The organism is Paenibacillus sp. KN14-4R, assembly GCF_052180255.1.
Lineage (GTDB): Bacteria > Bacillota > Bacilli > Paenibacillales > NBRC-103111 > Paenibacillus_AM.
In genome coordinates, this window is record NZ_CP197466.1 from 1,653,086 (window position 1) to 1,670,161 (window position 17,076).

Consider the following 17,076-nt stretch of genomic DNA (forward strand, 5'->3'; position numbering starts at 1 on the left):
GAAATTCGTAATTATGAATTTCAGGTACTTTTTTTATTGTGCTAAATTTATCCATAAATAAAACGGAATTGAAACAGGTAGACTACAAAGGATACGTTTACCTAGTCCTTGCCACTTTACCAAAAAGGAGGATTAAATGCCATGGATCCAAACCAACTGCTCTTTGATCTCCATGAATCGGATTACTCCGATGATTTCGGGATGCATGCATATGCGGATGTAGAATTTGCTACAAGCAGGACTGTCGAGTCGATGTATAACGAAGAATTTGCATCGTATGAGGATGATATCAATTTTCATTCGGAAATGAGTTTTGCAAATCAGTTTTCTTTTTAATATAAGCGAAAGATTGGAGTGATTTACATGCCAGGCAGCAACAACAGTAATACAACAACAACGTCGGATCGGAATCAGTTAACAGATAAGGAATTAAGCTATGTCAAAGATTACTTATCTTGGGAACTGCTAATGATTAAGAAATGTAATGATGCGGCTAATCGTTGTCAGGATCAAGAAATTGGGAATTTAATCCGATCAACTGGAAAAAAACATCAGCATAATTATGAGACGATACTCTCATTCTTACAGTAAGAAGGAGGTTTAAAAAATGACAAAAACAGAAATTGCAATGCCTCAAACGGGGCAGTTACCACAAGTAAAGGGACCAGAAATCAATGATCGGGACCTGATTAACGACATTCTCTCTTACGAAAAATACTTAACGAACGGTTATAATACAGGTCTTAATGAGATGCAAATGCCAAGATTGCACGATTCGATTCAAACCATCTTGATTAATGTGCATAAGTGTCAAGTTGAATTATTCGACTTGATGTTTCAAAAAGGCTGGTACAAGATGAAAGCGGCTTGTGATCAAGAAAAGCAGCAAGCATACCAGCAGTTTAGTGGGTACAAGACGCAATTCCCTAATTCATAATAGATAACTGCGATGTAGAGAGCTGTCTTACTAGAGGCAGCTTTTTTATTGACTTTTTAGATCTATAAAACTAGCGATATCATTTTGACAAAAAAACATTCTAGCTTTACCATTGAAAAAAGAGAGGAGGTCACGGCAGTTGAACTGGATGGGTAATTTGCAGCAGTTAGGGCGCTCATTAATGCTGCCCACAATCGCACTTCCCTTAGCGGCAATTTTGCTCTTTTTGGGCAATTTACCATGGGATGCTGTGCATGCAGGTCCATTTGCAGACACATTGCGATTAGCAGGAAATACGATCTTTGCATATTTGCCATATATTTTTGCCGTTGGCGTCGCTCTTGGACTTACGGAAAGTGCGGCAATCTCCGGAATGTCTGCGCTGCTTGCCTATTTTTTGTACACAGAACTCATAAAAGGTGTAAACGGACCCAATATGCATTTCGGTGTTCTAAGCGGGATTATGATCGGTATCATGGCGGCTATTATTTATCATCGTTTTAAAAATGTACGTTTACCCGAGTATTTGCAATCATTTGGTGGACCGCGGATCGTTCCATTGGTTGCTGGAATAGCAGCAATTGGACTTGCTTATGTCTCCCTTCTGGTCGAGCCGATCTTCACAGGCAGCTTGAATCAAATTGGAAATACGCTCATTGGCATGGGCGGGGTGGGTTCTTTTATGTACGGGGTTTTATTGCGGCTGCTCGTTCCGACAGGATTGCATCATATTTTGAGTAATTTCTTCTCATTTGAAGTAGGAACATTCACGACTGCGAGTGGAGGCATTGTACAAGGGGATTTACCACGTTTTTTTGCTGGAGATCCATCTGCAGGCATCTACATGGCAGGTATGTATCCGATCATGATGTTCGCACTGCCGGCTATTGCTTTGGCCATTATTCGTGAGGCGCGTGAGGATTTACAAGGCAAGGTAAAAGTAATCTTCTTAACGGCTGCGTTAACCTCTTTTCTAACTGGAGTAACAGAGCCTATTGAGTTTGCTTTCTTATTTGTTGCACCTTATTTATTTTTCATTCATGCTTTCCTTTCAGGGACAGCCATGTGGCTAGCTTACCAATTGGATATTCATCATGGGTTTTCTTTTTCACCAGGTGCGATCGATTTTCTATTGAACTTACATTTATCAACGAATGCATGGCTGTTAATACCGATAGGACTTGGTTATGGTGTCTTGTATTACAGGCTCTTTCGCTGGGCAATTCGTAAGTTTGATCTACCCACACCAGGGCGAGAAGAAGGTTCTTCATTGGAAGAATGGGCAGGTGACATTCCATATCGAGCGCCACTCATTGTTCAAGCGTTAGGCGGAAAGGATAATATTAAAAATATTGAGGCATGCATTACAAGGTTGAGACTGACCTTAGCGAATGATCGTTTAATGGATATTGGGGCACTGAGGCATTTAGGTGCAGCAGGTGTCATTCGATTAGGTGGCGGTAATGTGCAGGTTGTATTCGGTACATTCTCAGAACTTATTCGAGAAGAGATTGCAAAGGTACTGCGTAAAGAACAGAGTTTAGTTATGTTCAATGCACCGATGCAAGGGAAGATGATTGCTTTATCGGAAGTGCCAGACCGTATTTTTGCTAGTAAAATGGTTGGAAATGGTGTTGCCTTTATTCCTGAAAAAGGGGAGCTGCTCTCACCAGTGGATGGGAAGATCCTGCAAGTATATCCATCTATGCATGCACTGGGCATTGAGACGGAGGAAGGTTTAGAAGTATTGCTGCACATCGGTATTGATACTTCCAATTTACCGGGAGAGTGGTTCCAAGCTCTTGTAAAAGAAGGAGATCAAGTCGAAGCTGGGCAGTTGTTAGTGAAGTTTAATTTGGAGCAGGTGAAGAAGCATTGTCCTTCACTAGCCACTCCAATGGTGATTACAAATTCAGATCGAGTAAAGTCGTGGAGTTTTGCACCATATAAATCGGTAAGAAAGGGGCAAAGATCGGTGATGTCGGTCGTGCTCAAAACTAAAGAAAATACCGGGGGGAATACCGCATGATCAAAGGCATCGGCGCATCGTCGGGAATAGCAATGGGACGAGCATTCGTCGTTCCGACGTGGGAGTGGGATTTGCCGGAGAAAATCATCGATGTATCCGATCTGGCGGGAGAGTTTGAGAAACTATACAGTGGAATCCGTTCATCTAAAGATGAGCTCGAGCACATTAAGCAGGATATTGTTGAGGTCATTGGAAAAGAGCCGTCGCATATTTTTGATGCCCATATGGCGATTCTTGAAGATCCTGTATTCATGAATGAAATTGAGGATATTATCGAGCGTCAATCTAAAGCAGCGGAAGTTGCTGTCAAAGAAGTGATCGATAAATTTGTCGATATGTTTAATGGGATTGATGATGAATACATGAAGGAGCGGGCACTCGACATAAAAGATGTCGGTAATCGACTGCTTAAACATCTATTAGGTGATCATGAAGAAACGATTCTACCTTCAGATGAGCCATTTATTCTAGTTGGAAAAGAATTAACCCCATCGCAGCTCGCTCACCTTGATCCGAGTCAGGTACTTGGGGTTGCCATGATGTTAGGTGGGATGAACTCTCATACATCCATTATGATGAGGGCGATGTCAATTCCTTATGTGCTTGGCCTTGAAGGTAAGCTTCTTCGTCCGATTTCTACGGGTGATTTCCTTATTCTAGACGGGGATGAAGGAACAGTCTATGTTAACCCAGACGATGCCATTATTTTTAAATATCAAGAACGCAAGATGAAGTGGCTCCGTTCGCGAGAACATTTACAGGATCTTGTCGGTCATGCTTCCATTACGCAAGATGGCAGGGAAGTTCACTTGGCAGCCAATATGAGTTCCGATAAAGAAGTGGAAAAAGCACTTTCTTATGGCGCATCAGGTGTCGGGTTGTTCCGTACTGAAATGTTGTTTATGGACCGCGCCACGATCCCAACGGAGCAAGAACAATATGAAGTATATGCACGAGCGGCAGAGTGCTTAGGGGATAAACCACTTGTCATTAGGACGCTCGATATCGGCGGTGATAAAAAACCAGATTGTTGGCCTCTGATTAGTGAGGAGAATCCTTTTCTCGGTTACCGTGCCATCCGCATTTCACTCGATCGTAAAGATCGATTTAAGTCGCAGCTTCGTGCTATTCTTCGAGCAGCAGTGACTGGCAACGTAAAAGTGATGTACCCCATGATCAGCTCGCTTGCAGAAGTGAGAGAAGCAAATGCAATGCTTGAGGCAGCTAAGCTTGAGTTGATGGCAGAAGGGGTACCTTGTGCGCACCACATTGAAGTTGGTATCATGATCGAGGTGCCAGCGGCAGCATTAATTGCCGATGTATTGGCTAAGGAAGTGAGTTTCTTCTCTATCGGTACGAATGATCTTGTTCAGTATACACTCGCGGTTGATCGCATGAACGAAAAAGTCGCATATCTCTATGAACCATTCCATCCAGCTGTTATTCGCCTATTGAAGTGTGTTGCAGATGCAGCTAAAAGAGCGGGGATATCAGTTGCTGTATGTGGCGAATTAGCAAGTGATGTGAAGGCACTGCCTTTATGGTTGGGCTTAGGGATTCAAGAGTTGAGTGTATCCGTCCATTCTTTGCTTCAAGTCAAGCAGCAGGTGATGCGCCTTAGCGCTAAGAAGTGTGAGGAACTGCTAGAACCGTTATTGAACTGCGGCTCAAGTGAGGAAATTCATGCTTTGCTGGATGAAGTGAATGAGAAATATGCTTGTGAATGGACCTAGCACTCTTTTGTGACATATAAAAGCTCCCAGCGCTGTTTGCAGGGAGCTTATTTTATTATCGGGATGCGATCGCGTCACAGAACGCTTTTGCATAAGGTGGCAAATCTGGGGGTCTACGTGCAGATACAATATTGGAATCGACAACTACAGCTTCGTCAAACCACTCACTGCCTGCATTCTCCATATCATCTTTAATGCCGGGTGTAGAAGTAACTTTACGTCCTTCCAAAATTTTAGCTGAAATTAACACCCAGCCCGCATGACAAATTTGTCCGATCGGTTTTCCGGCAGCATCCATTTCCTTGATCATTTGAAGAACCTTATTGTAGCGTCGAAGCTTATCGGGTGCCCAGCCTCCAGGTACAAGAATAGCATCGTAATCATTGCTATCAATCTCATCAAACGCGTAGTCACTCACAGCTGGAACGCCATATTTCCCCGTGTACGTACGACCTTTTTCTGCACCGACCAGATGCACCTCAGCGCCTTCCTCACGAACTCGATATATGGGATACCAAAGTTCTAAATCTTCAAATTCTTCATCTACTAAACAAATTACCTTTTTATTGATTAATCGCATCATATCGCCTCCACAGTAGGTCACTTATCCTAATCCATCCTCATACTAGCATATTTTCGGTCATCCATAAAATGCTTCTAGTTAGTGGAAGGAGAATAATGTTAGAAAGTAGAAATAGGAAAGTGTTAACGTACAATTGAGGAGTCATTTATGGAAAAAAACTGTTTATGCGGTAATCAGATACATATTGCACTACGAACCATTGTTTTTCAAAGTAAATTAGAAATTCAGAATGTCCCCGTATATAGTTGCAAGCATTGTGGCAGTAATGAAGTGTATCCGATTATTAAGGAGGAACTGAAAAGTATTATTAATCAGTACGTAGAGAATGATGAAATTAGTAAGATTTACTTTGAGGATAAGTCGGAGATTGTTGCTCTTCTTTTGAAACATAATGAGTTGCCGGTATCGATTGATGCTTTTCGCCAATTAATGGATGAGCGGACAAATGAGTTATTAGATATGTTACTCCTCGCTCAATCTCTTCAAGATACCGATTGGATAGCTAATATTCATTTACGCCTTACTCAGATTAATGAAATGAGACTGCATCCAGATCTATCTGCGATTTAGAGGCGTTTTAATAGCAAAATGATAAGGTAAAAGCACGGTTCATTGCATAAAGCTTTTTTTTATCGTATCATAACCAGTATAGCATTTTGGGAGCGTAAACATTTTTTTGAAATGGAGAGTGCGCCGTGACTGTAACAATTTATGATGTAGCAAGAGAAGCTGGCGTATCGATGGCAACTGTATCAAGGGTTGTTAATAATAATCCGAATGTGAAACCACAAACCCGTAAGAAGGTATATGAAGCAATCGAACGTTTAGGCTATCGCCCGAATGCAGTAGCTCGGGGACTTGCATCTAAGAAGACGACGACCGTTGGAGTAGTGATTCCGGATATTTCGAATTCCATTTTTGCTGAAGTTGCACGTGGAATTGAAGATATCGCGAATATGTACCACTACAATATTATTTTGAGTAATGCTGATAAGAAGAAAGATAAAGAAATCCGTGTTATTAATACGTTGCTTGAGAAACAAGTGGACGGGCTGTTATTCATGGGTGGTGTCGTAACAGAAGATCATTTGGCAGCATTTCAGACTGCAACGATTCCTATCGTTCTTTGTGGAACAGTTGATGATGAACGGAAGATTCCATCGGTTAATATTGATCATGAGCAAGCCGCATACGATGCAACTCAATTATTAATTGACAATGGACACCGTAAAATTGCGATGATTTCAGGTAGCTTGCAAGATCCTGCGAATGGGTATTCACGTTACCAAGGATTTAAGCGTGCACTAGAAAATGCTAACATTCCGCTCCCTGAGGAATATGTGCGCGTTGGTAATTACCGATATGATTCGGGAATCGAAGCAATGAATTATTTTATCAATCTTGAAGATCGTCCTACTGCTGTATTCACAGCAACAGATGAGATGGCAATTGGAGCTATTCATGCGATTCAAGATCATGGTTTACATGTACCCAATGATATATCTGTGATGTCGATTGATAACATTAATATGGCGTCTATGGTTCGACCGCTGCTTACAACTGTGGCTCAGCCGATGTATGATATTGGTGCGGTATCCATGAGATTGCTTACCAAGCTTATGAATAAAGAACAAATTGATCATCCGCAAGTTGTACTGCCGCATTCGATTATGAAAAGAAATTCAGTGGCTCATCTCTAATGAGCCATTTTTTCTTGTAAACAGAGGGGGAAATGAAAATGAATCAAATTGCGCTTATTGGTGCAATGAACGAAGAAATAGAACTATTACTTCAAGCAATGGACAATGTAACACAGACCAAAAAAGCAGGCATTGTCTTCCATACAGGTCTTTTTCATGGGAAAAATGTCGTGGTATGCAAATCCGGTGTTGGTAAAGTAAATGCTGCTGTGTGCACGCAGATTCTAGTGGATACGTTCCAAGTAAAATCAGTGATCTTCACAGGTGTAGCGGGTGCATTAGACCCTGAATTAAATATCGGAGATATCGTCGTGTCTAAAGAATGCATGCAGCATGACATGGATGTTACAGCCCTTGGATTCGAACGTGGAATCATTCCGTATGAAGAAGTTTCAGTTTTCCAAGCAGATTCGCAACTGGTGGATCTTGCGATGGCTTCAAGTGAGCGTTTATTCCCGGGTAGATCGAAACACGGACGTGTTCTCTCAGGTGATCAATTCGTAGCAAGCCGTGAAGTGGTGAGTGAGCTGCATCGCGATTTAGAAGGGACTTGTACGGAGATGGAAGGGGCATCTGTTGCTCAGGTTTGTTCCATGAACGATATTCCATTTGTCATTATTCGCTCGATGTCAGATAAAGCAGATGGCTCTGCTCATGTGAACTTCCCTGAGTTTACTGTTCAAGCGTCCAAAAATTCATTCTTAATGGTGGATGACATTGTTAAACATCTAAGCTAAAAGAAGGCTGTCGCGTTTTGCGGCAGCTTTTATATTTGCATTCAAAAAAAGCCGCCGCAGATTAGCGACAGCTTCTTTTACCAAATGGATTAAATGAATTGCTTTTGTAACAGATGCTTCTCATCGGCAAACTCACGAATGGCAATATGTGCGCCTAGTGATTGGAACGTATCCACGATGTTCTCATAGCCGCGTTCAAAGTGATGTATGCCCGTAATGGAAGTTGTTCCTTCTGCCGTAAGAGCTGCTATAAGTAGACAGAATCCTGCACGTATATCAGTAGCATGTACGAGATTACCTTGTAGTGGAATCCCACCCTTAATGAATGCAGTTCCCGATCGAACCTTCATGTCAGCACCTAAGCGCATCAATTGGGGGACGTGACTAAAGCGTTGTGGGTAAATGCGATCGGTCACAATACTTTTTCCAGATGCTTTGGTAAGGAGTGCAGTCATCGGCTGCTGCAAATCGGTTGCAAAGCCAGGATACATGGCGGTTCGAATCCGAGTTGCCCTTAGTTTACCCGTAGAAGATGCGGTGATTGAGTTATCACTAGTCTGAATATCGACGCCAACTTCGATGAGTTTAGCCAGGCACGAGCTTAAATGCTCAGGAATAATATCTTCGACAGTAATTGAACCCCCTGTAGCTCCAGCAGTAATGAGTAGTGATCCTGCAATTAAGCGATCAGGAATGATCGTATATGTACAGCCGTGTAAAGATCTAACTCCCTCAATATGTATCGTGTCTGTCCCTGCTCCTTTAATTATGGCACCCATTTGATTGAGTAGGTTTGCTGTATCCACAACTTCCGGATCTTTCGCTGCATTCCTCAGGGTTGTCCGTCCTTTAGCACGTACAGCAGCAAGCATTGCGTTAATCGTCGCTCCGGATGTGATCATGTCAAAGTAGATATCGGCACCATGCAGTTCAGTAGCCTTTACTTCATAAGTGCTTTTATGAAGGGTGAATGTTGCGCCTAGTGCTTCAAATGCTTTGTAATGCTGATCAATCGGGCGGCTTACAAAATCATCCCCTCCGGGATATCCAATTTCAACTTTACCGTATTTGGCAAGCAGTGCCCCAGCAAAATAATAAGCCGTACGGACTTTTATTGCTTTATCAGGTTCTATATACGTGGAATGGATGGATCGTGGATCGATCAATACATCATTATTATCTAAACGAGTCATGTGTGCGCCAAGGTCGTTTGCGATGCTCTTGATGACTTCATAATCAGCAATTGTAGGTACACCTGTTAATATGACTTGCTCGTCAGTTAAAAAAGCGGCTGCTAATAGCGCGAGTGCACTATTTTTGGAACCGGGTATTTTAACGCTTCCCTTCAATTGGAGGGATTGTTCGATTTGGAGGCACTTCATCAGTTAAATTCCTTTCATCGTTAGGTGCGGCGACAATGACTTGTACACCTTGAGCTTGAATGGCTTGTACTATTTCTAGGTCGGCTTCCTCATCTGTAATTACAATATCTATATCTTGTAATCGGACAGAACTAGCAAATTTTTGAACACCCATTTTTTCAAAAGGTGCTAAGCAGATTTTTTTGCGTGAAATTCCACATAAAGCACGGGCAAAACTGGCTCCATCCGGAGTAGCAGTGCTAAGTCCTTTTTCAGAAAGACCTCCACCTGTCAGGAAACACAAGTCAAGTGAGAACCTTTGAATTTGTTCAATAGCTAAAGCATCATTTAAATTACCTGACTTCGCGTGAAGCTTTCCACCTATGACATAAGCTTCAATGTTGTCCCATTCTCGAATGGTCTGTGCGACTTTTAAGGAGTTGGTGACAACTGTGAAGAACATATTTCTAGAAAGATGCTTTAACATACCATAATGAATGCCAGCACCACCAATAAAGACAGTATCATTTTCTTTTATAAAAGAAACAGCCAGCTTGGATATCGCATTTTGGGTAGGTGAACTTTCACTATAACGCAGGGATTCTGGTAGGGGGAATGTCCGAACTTTCGTTAATGGAATCGCGCCTCCATATGTCTTCTTCAAGAGGCCTTGCTCTTCCATAATGGAAAGATCCCGACGAATCGAATCAATCGATAATTGAAATTTTTCGGCTAAGTCCTTCGCAACGATCCGTTGATCTTGATGAAGGATGTCCAGAATTAATTGTCTGCGTTGTTCAGCTAACATCATGAAAAGCTCCTTTAGGATTGGAAAATAGTTCTTGTTCCTGTTTGATTTTACTTATTATTGACTGTCTTTGTCAATTATTATTTCAGGATTAATCCTGATGTTTCATGATATTTCATTTTTTATTGGTATATATGAAAAAGAGCAACAAAAAACCTTGAGCAGCGTGCGCCATCCAAGGTTAATAATGATTATAAATATAAAAGTGCTAGATCTTTAACTTGTCTATTTTGCTGCGTAATGATGTCACGTCGTGGCATCGGTGTCCAATCCTGTACGGCATCTAGCCAAGTTGTAGGAAGGGGATATTCGCTCTCCGGTGAATATCGTGCTAGCCAAGCCTCAGGCAGCCGCAGAAGCGGGTTATGGCTGATTTGATCTAATAGGGGGTGATCGGACATCACGAGCCATAGCAGGCTCCAGGCCCTTGGTACAACGCGCCATATGTCATAACCGCCACCACCAAGTGCCAGCCATCTCCCATTACAGAAATCGTGGGCATAACGGTGAAGCAGCTCGGGCATGCGCTTATAAATGTTCATCGAACAGTGAACGTGCGCAAGTGGATCGAAGGCATGCGCATCACAGCCGTGCTGAGAGACGATGATGTCAGGACGAAATTGCTTAATGGTACGATCAAGTACTTCTTCAAAGCACTCCATCCAGGAATCGTCCTCCGTGTAGGGTTGGACGGGAATATTAATAGAACTACCAAAAGCAACCCCTTCACCACGCTCATTGACTTCACCTGTTCCCGGGAATAAATATTTACCGGTTTCATGAATAGAAAACGTACACACATCTGGATCGGTATAAAAGCTCCATTGGACGCCGTCACCATGATGTACATCTGTATCAACATAGAGAACTCTAGCCCCGTAACGATATTTAAGATGTGCGATGGCAGCTGAGGCATCATTATATACACAGAAGCCTGCCCCCTTATTATGCAGAGCATGATGTAAGCCCCCGCCGAGGTGAAGTGCATGTTCAACCTGTCCTGACATGACTAAATCCGCAGCAGCAATGGAGCCCCCGACGATTTGAGCCGTCACTTCATGCATGTCTTCGAAGAATGGGGTATCCTCCGTATCAAGTCCGTATCGTTCAGCTGATTGCAGCCATTGTTCATTAGGTCCAGCAGCACTAAGTTGCTTCACAGCTTCAACATAATCTGCATGATGTACGCGGAGAAGCTCATCATCACTAGCGACACGAAGGGGGATCACAGATCCTGGATCAAGCGCGCCTGCTTCCCGAAGAAGATCAACTGTCATCGACAAGCGCTTTGGATTAAAGGGATGGTCGTCATTAAATTTATAGCGAATTTCTTGCTCGTTATAGATGAAGGCTGACGTTGCACGGCGTATATTCATGAAACTTGCGATCTCCTTATGACCAAATTAATACATAAATCGTTGGTGAAAACGTATACGGTCAAACTGCTCAACAGATTCATGCGAAACTTCTTTGCCGATTCGTACCATCAGGCAATTAGCAGGATGAGAACATATCTCGGGATCGTCAGTAGCGAACCAGACCATGTCCACGCTCTTCATCAACTTCTCCATCATCGATCGGTAGTCCCAGACATTAAGTCCACTTTTTTCAAGATCCCAATGCCAGTAATACTCCGTTGTAAAGGTGATGACATTTTCTAATTGCTCATCTGCATAAGCGAGTTGTATCATTTTTTTGCCTAAGCTAAGTCCACGATAATCATCTGCTACCTCAATTGCCCCAAGTTCAATTAGATCCTGCATGCTGCCTTCGGACCAGCGTTCAATGGGGTCTGGATAGTGAAAAGTCACATACCCGACGATAATATCATTTTCTCGAGCGATAATAATGCGCCCTTCAGGAAGTTCAGCGATTTCAATGAGTGCCTCTTGTTGTTCTTTTGGGCGCCTGAAAGCATCCAAGTCTTTATGCATTTGCAGTGTACGGAGGTGCTCAGGTGCAACAGGCCCTTCAATGATCAATTCTATCTGCTTAGAGCTAGGCGTGAGACAGAGGGAATGGTATATTTTGCGATGTTCCATGATAGACTCCTTTGAAAACGACTATATTTCCACTTATAACACACAATTCGCAATATTGAAAATGAATAGTCAAAAATAATTTTGGTATGCTATAATAATTTTGCCATAATTCAATTAATTCTGCTTTATTTAAAGCGATGCGAGCAATTGCTTTTTACATCAAAAATGTAAGCGGTTAACCCAGTTCAGGAGGTAGGAGAATGGAACATCAAAAAGTGGAAATCATCGAAGCAGTAGCCCACAACCCGAATATGAAAAATTACGAAGAAGCTCGTGAGAACTTTAGTTGGGAAGATGTTGAGAAAAATTTTTCGTGGTATGAGACTGGAAAAATTAATTTAGCTTATGAAGCGATTGATCGTCATGCAGCGTCATCAAGAAAAGACAAAATTGCGCTATTTTATAGCGATGATAAGCGCGATGAGAACTACACGTTCGAACAAATGAAGCAAAACTCGAATAAATTTGGCAATGTGCTTCGCAAGCTCGGAGTAGGTAAGGGAGAGCGTGTATTCATTTTCATGCCTCGGACACCAGAGCTTTATTTTGCATTACTAGGTTCGATTAAAGTTGGTGCGGTTGTTGGTCCACTATTTGAAGCATTCATGGAAACAGCTGTACGTGATCGTTTGGATGATTCACAAGCTGTCGCGATTATTACAACACCTGCGTTGTTACACCGTGTTCCAGTTGCAGAGCTTCCAAACTTGAAGCATGTCATCCTAGTTGGTTCAGACATAGAGTTAAGTGAGGGTCAAGTGGATTTCCACCAAGAAATGGCTCATGCCTCATCTGAGCTAGATATTGAATGGGTGGATCGCGAAGATGGACTTATCTTGCATTATACGTCGGGTTCGACAGGTAAACCAAAAGGTGTATTCCATGTCCATAATGCAATGCTGCAGCACTATTACACAGGTAACGTTGTTCTTGATCTTCAAGAAAATGATGTGTACTGGTGTACGGCAGATCCGGGCTGGGTAACGGGTACTTCTTATGGGATTTTTGCACCGTGGCTAAATGGAGCTACCAATGTAATCCGAGGTGGCAGATTCTCTCCACAAGATTGGTATAATGTGATTCAAAAATATAAAGTATCCGTGTGGTACAGTGCTCCTACAGCATTCCGTATGCTTATGGGTGCAGGTGATAATGTAGTAAAGCAATTCGATTTGTCCTCTCTTCGTCATGTGCTAAGCGTTGGGGAGCCATTAAACCCTGAGGTTGTACGATGGGGGATGAAAGTATACAATCACCGTATTCATGATACTTGGTGGATGACAGAGACAGGTGGACAGCTCATTTGTAACTACCCTTCGATGGCAATTAAACCAGGTTCAATGGGTCGTCCGATTCCAGGTGTTGAAGCTGCAATTATCGATGATAATGGCAATATTGTTCCTCCATATCGGATGGGTAATCTTGCAATTAAGACGACATGGCCTTCGATGATGCGTAAGATTTGGAACAACCCATCGAAGTACGAAGAGTACTTCCGTATCCCTGGCTGGTACATATCAGGTGACTCTGCTTATTACGATGAAGATGGATATTTCTGGTTCCAAGGCCGTATTGATGATGTAATCAATACATCTGGTGAGCGTGTAGGTCCATTTGAAGTGGAGAGCAAGCTTGTCGAGCATCCAGCTGTTGCGGAAGCGGGCGTAATTGGTAAACCAGACCCGATGCGTGGTGAAATTATTAAAGCATTCATTGCATTACGTGAAGGTTATAGCCCGTCTGATGAGCTGAAGGCCGATATTTCTAAATTTGTAAAAGAAGGCTTGTCTGCACATGCATCACCACGTGAGATTGAGTTTAAAGATAAACTTCCGAAGACTCGCTCCGGTAAAATCATGCGCCGTGTATTAAAAGCATGGGAGCTTGGCCTACCAACCGGTGATTTGTCTACAATCGAGGACTAATCGATCTTTTTTATAAAAAAACGAGCCATACTGGTGTTTACTTACACTAGTGTGGCTCGTTTTCTATTGACATGTATTAATCTTTAAAGTTAAATGCAGCAGATGGCTTGGATTCTCCTGATTCATTAACCGCAGTTACTTTGTAATAACCTTTGTAGTCAGCATCAAAGTAATTTAATTCATTCGCGGTACCTGGTGAGGAGCCGATTTTTTTATAAATACCAGTTTCTTTATCACTATAGTAGATATTATAACTTTTCACTTTTTCTAAGGGATTGTTTGCTGTCCAGCTAATTTTAAGCGCGATTCCCTCACGTTGAATCTTAACACCTGCAGGAGCAGCTGGCGCGTCCTTCGTGTTTTTTGGCTGTTCATTGTTGTTCCCGCTTGGTAACGGGACCGTAGTACCACCTCCGTTATTGTTAGGGGGGGATAGCGGATCAATAGAAGAGCCGTCACTAGCTGATGCATTACTAGGTGATGATAGCTTGCCAACAACATCAACTGCAACTAAGTAGTAGGAATATGTTTTATCCGAATGTACCGTTTCCGTGTACTTCGCTTCAGCACCTGCAAGAATGACTTTTCCTTGTTGTAACAAGAAAGGACCACCATTCTCTGAACGATATATCCGGTATCCGACTAAATCAGGTGATGAACTAGGTTGGAAGCTTATCACGGCTGTTTCTCCTGATTTTGTTGCAACAACAGAAGTAGGAGGAGAAGGTATTTTTCCATCATCTACTCGCGGGTCTGGTTCTGAAGGAGCATCGGTATCGTAATCTGTTGTTTTGTAATAATCAATAGATTTCTTGTTGGTATCTCGAATTTTAGGCAGAATATCCCCCAATTCTTTCAATATTTGGCTCAATGGTTTTTCGCGTTTGACAACTACTTTTTCTTGGGAAAAGTCAGAAGGAGTAGCGTCATTTGCAATGTAATTGATGCTGTTATAGGAAACTATTTTCATTTTTGTCATCACATTATCGACTTCTGTCGGTAAGTATTTACGGTTAAAAATATCAGTTACGCTAAGGTTAGCTGCTGTTGTCAAATCGCTTGGTAACTTTCCAGAAACCGAGGAAACGGTTGCAGACACGATATTGTTTGGTTTCTTAAACTCTTTGGATGGGAAAAGTTCAGGTTTTTTCTCTATGGTCGAGTTCATGACCAATGCCCAGATGGTGTTCGCACGTTGTGTACCGCCAGTCTTTTTCTCCAATTTGTAGATTGGCTTATCATAACCGACCCACACACCAAGCGTAATATCAGGAGAGTAACCCATAAACCATACATCACCATCATCTTGTGTGGATCCCGTTTTACCGACGATTGGTGTTTTTTTCGCATACTTATAGTTTTTTGCAATGGTACCACCTGTACCTTGGCTGATTACAGTACGCATCATATCTGTCATCAGATAAGCCGTTTCTTCTGAAAATACAGTAGTTGGCTTCAGTTCATGCTGATACACGATTTTACCCTCTGTGTCCGTAATTTTACTAATCATGTAACCTTCGTTAAAGACACCCCGGTTGGAAATAGAAGCAAAAGCACCCGTGAATTCTTTAACAGAGACCCCTTTGGATAGCCCGCCAATTACACCCGTTTGAGCACCATAATCTTCCTTCGTAATGGAAGTAACACCGAGTTTCTTTACAAAACTCCACGCTTCGTTAATTCCAACTTTATCCATAAACACTTTAATTGCAGGAATATTGTAGGACTGATCAAGAGCTGTTCTTGCTGTAATGAGCCCATGGTATTTATGATCGTGGTTGTCAGGGATATGAAAACCCTTCTGGCCATCTTTTAAAATAATCGGTACATCATCTATGATGGAGCCTGGCTGAATAAGTCCCTTTTCCATTGCAGGGATATAAGCTGCTAGAGGTTTCATTGTTGAACCTGGCTGACGATAGGCTTGCGTCGCATGATTATATTGATCTTTTGGTGAGAAACCACGTCCTTCAATCATACCGAGAATGGCCCCTGTTTTGGAATCCATCATGACAGAACCGACTTGTTCTTTTCCTTTCTCCTTATCATCCGGACTAAAGTTCTTATCGTTATCGGAGATTTCATGCATAGCATCATAGATCGTTTTGTCGATTGTCGTGTACACATGGTAGCCACCATGTAAAAGTTGTTTATGTGTTGTTTCCCATGCTGCGCTGTATTCCTTCGTATTCTTAGTTGGATCAAGTTCAGGATGAAGCTGTTTAAGCAGGATGTCCGTTGCTTGCTTCTCTGCTTCCAACATTAAGAATGGATAGGTATTGTAGGCCTTCTCAGTAGATTGCGCGAGCGATTTTTTAAGATCAAAATCCAGAGCAGTTTGGTATTGTTCCTGTGAAATTTTGTGTTCTTCGAGCATCCGTTTGAGTACGAGACGCTGACGGTCTGTTGCCCGCTTAAACGCTGCGCTATCGAATTTTCCGTCACTTGTAAAAGCAGAGTAATTGCTTGGCATCTGCGGCAATCCTACTAAATAAGCGACTTGTGCGATGTTAAGCTTACTTAAGTCAGTCTCGTTGAATATTCCTTTAGCTGCGGCTTTGATTCCATATAGGTTATAACCGGAAGATCCATTGCCATATGGAATTTTGTTGAGATAAGCGAGTAGGATTTCATCCTTAGATAAAAGTCGGTCCATTCGAAGGGCAAGGAGCAACTCCTTGGCTTTACGATCCGCTTCTTTGTCTAAGGTAAGAAATACGCGTCTAGCGAGTTGTTGCGTAATTGTACTACCGCCCGTCTGTACGTCCTCATTCATTACTTTTTGCTTTACTGCACGGACTAATCCGTTGAGGTCAATCCCAAAGTGGTTGTAAAAGTCCTTATCTTCGATAGATAGTACAGCATCCACCACGACTTGTGGAATTTCATTCAATTTAATCATGCGTCGGTCTTCTTCGGAGCGAAGTTGGCCGATCGCATCACCATTATTAAAATGAACAAAACCTGTCATTACATTTTGTTCAAGCTCTTTGAGCATGAACTCTTTACTGCGTACAGGATCGTCCTTAACGAGGGCGCTGACAAGACCGAAGGCTGCAGCCCCTCCTAAGATTCCGACTGCTATGATGGTGACAATCAACCATTTTAAGCTAATAAATGTCCATTTACCGGTCTTCCGAACACCGGGTTTATTAAAGAAGTTCGTAATCTTTCCCATAAAATTTTCCACTTCCTCCTTCAGGCAGTCCAATTAATTATAC

General features: G+C 42.3%; 15 protein-coding genes. 9 read left to right on the forward strand and 6 right to left on the reverse strand.

Annotation, left to right across the window (positions count from 1 at the left end):
- Nucleotides 1–141: 141 nt before the first annotated feature.
- From ACSBOP_RS07780 to ptsP, 5 genes are all read left to right on the forward strand, one after another.
- Nucleotides 142–336 carry a hypothetical protein gene (locus tag ACSBOP_RS07780; protein WP_442603851.1) on the forward strand — a complete coding sequence of 65 codons (195 nt, stop codon included), beginning with the start codon at nucleotides 142–144 and terminating at the stop codon, nucleotides 334–336.
- Between the two features lie 27 nt (nucleotides 337–363).
- Nucleotides 364–591, forward strand: coding sequence for a hypothetical protein (locus ACSBOP_RS07785; RefSeq protein WP_442603852.1), 228 nt, complete (start codon nucleotides 364–366; stop codon nucleotides 589–591).
- A 16-nt stretch (nucleotides 592–607) separates the two neighbouring features.
- The gene (locus ACSBOP_RS07790) at nucleotides 608–937 is read left to right on the forward strand and encodes a spore coat protein (protein ID WP_442603853.1); all 330 of its coding nucleotides are present in this window, start codon (nucleotides 608–610) and stop codon (nucleotides 935–937) included.
- 139 nt (nucleotides 938–1,076) lie between these two features.
- The gene (locus ACSBOP_RS07795; RefSeq protein WP_442603854.1) at nucleotides 1,077–2,966 is read left to right on the forward strand and encodes a glucose PTS transporter subunit IIA; all 1,890 of its coding nucleotides are present in this window, start codon (nucleotides 1,077–1,079) and stop codon (nucleotides 2,964–2,966) included.
- Entirely contained in the window at nucleotides 2,963–4,699 is a 1,737-nt protein-coding gene (ptsP, locus tag ACSBOP_RS07800) for a phosphoenolpyruvate--protein phosphotransferase (RefSeq protein WP_442603855.1), read from the forward strand. Before ACSBOP_RS07795 ends, ptsP begins: the two co-directional genes overlap by 4 nt.
- Before the next feature lie 55 nt (nucleotides 4,700–4,754).
- Here the strand turns inward: ptsP and ACSBOP_RS07805 are convergent, their stop codons facing one another.
- Nucleotides 4,755–5,279: a type 1 glutamine amidotransferase domain-containing protein gene (locus tag ACSBOP_RS07805; RefSeq protein WP_442604412.1), complete on the reverse strand. Its 525-nt coding sequence runs from the start codon at nucleotides 5,277–5,279 to the stop codon at nucleotides 4,755–4,757.
- A gap of 150 nt (nucleotides 5,280–5,429) precedes the next feature.
- Between ACSBOP_RS07805 and ACSBOP_RS07810 the strand changes: the two genes are divergently transcribed.
- From ACSBOP_RS07810 to ACSBOP_RS07820, 3 genes are all read left to right on the forward strand, one after another.
- Nucleotides 5,430–5,852 (forward strand): hypothetical protein, encoded by a 423-nt coding sequence (locus ACSBOP_RS07810; RefSeq protein ID WP_442603856.1) that lies wholly within the window; start codon nucleotides 5,430–5,432, stop codon nucleotides 5,850–5,852.
- A 125-nt stretch (nucleotides 5,853–5,977) separates the two neighbouring features.
- Complete coding sequence (ccpA, locus tag ACSBOP_RS07815; RefSeq protein ID WP_442603857.1) at nucleotides 5,978–6,982, forward strand: catabolite control protein A; 1,005 nt, start codon at nucleotides 5,978–5,980, stop codon at nucleotides 6,980–6,982.
- Between the two features lie 32 nt (nucleotides 6,983–7,014).
- Nucleotides 7,015–7,719, forward strand: a complete 705-nt coding sequence (locus ACSBOP_RS07820; protein WP_442603858.1) for a 5'-methylthioadenosine/adenosylhomocysteine nucleosidase — start codon at nucleotides 7,015–7,017, stop codon at nucleotides 7,717–7,719.
- Between the two features lie 89 nt (nucleotides 7,720–7,808).
- On the opposite strand, the gene murA is transcribed toward ACSBOP_RS07820, so the two are convergent.
- The 4 genes from murA to ACSBOP_RS07840 form a co-directional block, all read right to left on the reverse strand.
- Complete coding sequence (murA, locus tag ACSBOP_RS07825) at nucleotides 7,809–9,101, reverse strand: UDP-N-acetylglucosamine 1-carboxyvinyltransferase (protein WP_442603859.1); 1,293 nt, start codon at nucleotides 9,099–9,101, stop codon at nucleotides 7,809–7,811.
- Nucleotides 9,052–9,888 (reverse strand): DeoR/GlpR family DNA-binding transcription regulator, encoded by an 837-nt coding sequence (locus ACSBOP_RS07830; protein ID WP_442604413.1) that lies wholly within the window; start codon nucleotides 9,886–9,888, stop codon nucleotides 9,052–9,054. The genes murA and ACSBOP_RS07830 overlap by 50 nt, the downstream gene beginning before the upstream one ends.
- A 191-nt stretch (nucleotides 9,889–10,079) precedes the next feature.
- Nucleotides 10,080–11,264, reverse strand: a complete 1,185-nt coding sequence (locus tag ACSBOP_RS07835; protein WP_442603860.1) for an acetoin utilization protein AcuC — start codon at nucleotides 11,262–11,264, stop codon at nucleotides 10,080–10,082.
- Between the two features lie 27 nt (nucleotides 11,265–11,291).
- Nucleotides 11,292–11,930 (reverse strand): GNAT family N-acetyltransferase, encoded by a 639-nt coding sequence (locus tag ACSBOP_RS07840; RefSeq protein ID WP_442603861.1) that lies wholly within the window; start codon nucleotides 11,928–11,930, stop codon nucleotides 11,292–11,294.
- A 200-nt stretch (nucleotides 11,931–12,130) separates the two neighbouring features.
- Here ACSBOP_RS07840 and acsA point away from each other — a divergent pair, with 200 nt between their 5' ends.
- Entirely contained in the window at nucleotides 12,131–13,855 is a 1,725-nt protein-coding gene (acsA, locus tag ACSBOP_RS07845) for an acetate--CoA ligase (protein WP_442603862.1), read from the forward strand.
- Between the two features lie 76 nt (nucleotides 13,856–13,931).
- Here acsA and ACSBOP_RS07850 read toward each other — a convergent pair whose 3' ends face one another.
- Nucleotides 13,932–17,033 carry a transglycosylase domain-containing protein gene (locus ACSBOP_RS07850; RefSeq protein WP_442603863.1) on the reverse strand — a complete coding sequence of 1,034 codons (3,102 nt, stop codon included), beginning with the start codon at nucleotides 17,031–17,033 and terminating at the stop codon, nucleotides 13,932–13,934.
- Nucleotides 17,034–17,076: the final 43 nt, after the last annotated feature.

Excerpts from the sequence above, each read along its gene's own strand:
- ACSBOP_RS07810 (WP_442603856.1), top strand. The coding sequence starts at position 5,430 with ATGGAAAAAAACTGTTTATGCGGTAATCAGATACATATTGCACTACGA.
- ACSBOP_RS07840 (WP_442603861.1), bottom strand. The coding sequence starts at position 11,930 with ATGGAACATCGCAAAATATACCATTCCCTCTGTCTCACGCCTAGCTCT.
- ACSBOP_RS07850 (WP_442603863.1), bottom strand. The coding sequence starts at position 17,033 with ATGGGAAAGATTACGAACTTCTTTAATAAACCCGGTGTTCGGAAGACC.
- ptsP (WP_442603855.1), top strand. The coding sequence starts at position 2,963 with ATGATCAAAGGCATCGGCGCATCGTCGGGAATAGCAATGGGACGAGCA.
- ACSBOP_RS07835 (WP_442603860.1), bottom strand. The coding sequence starts at position 11,264 with ATGAATATACGCCGTGCAACGTCAGCCTTCATCTATAACGAGCAAGAA.
- ACSBOP_RS07785 (WP_442603852.1), top strand. The coding sequence starts at position 364 with ATGCCAGGCAGCAACAACAGTAATACAACAACAACGTCGGATCGGAAT.
- murA (WP_442603859.1), bottom strand. The coding sequence starts at position 9,101 with ATGAAGTGCCTCCAAATCGAACAATCCCTCCAATTGAAGGGAAGCGTT.
- acsA (WP_442603862.1), top strand. The coding sequence starts at position 12,131 with ATGGAACATCAAAAAGTGGAAATCATCGAAGCAGTAGCCCACAACCCG.
- ACSBOP_RS07805 (WP_442604412.1), bottom strand. The coding sequence starts at position 5,279 with ATGCGATTAATCAATAAAAAGGTAATTTGTTTAGTAGATGAAGAATTT.
- ACSBOP_RS07820 (WP_442603858.1), top strand. The coding sequence starts at position 7,015 with ATGAAAATGAATCAAATTGCGCTTATTGGTGCAATGAACGAAGAAATA.
- ACSBOP_RS07780 (WP_442603851.1), top strand. The coding sequence starts at position 142 with ATGGATCCAAACCAACTGCTCTTTGATCTCCATGAATCGGATTACTCC.
- ACSBOP_RS07830 (WP_442604413.1), bottom strand. The coding sequence starts at position 9,888 with ATGTTAGCTGAACAACGCAGACAATTAATTCTGGACATCCTTCATCAA.
- ACSBOP_RS07790 (WP_442603853.1), top strand. The coding sequence starts at position 608 with ATGACAAAAACAGAAATTGCAATGCCTCAAACGGGGCAGTTACCACAA.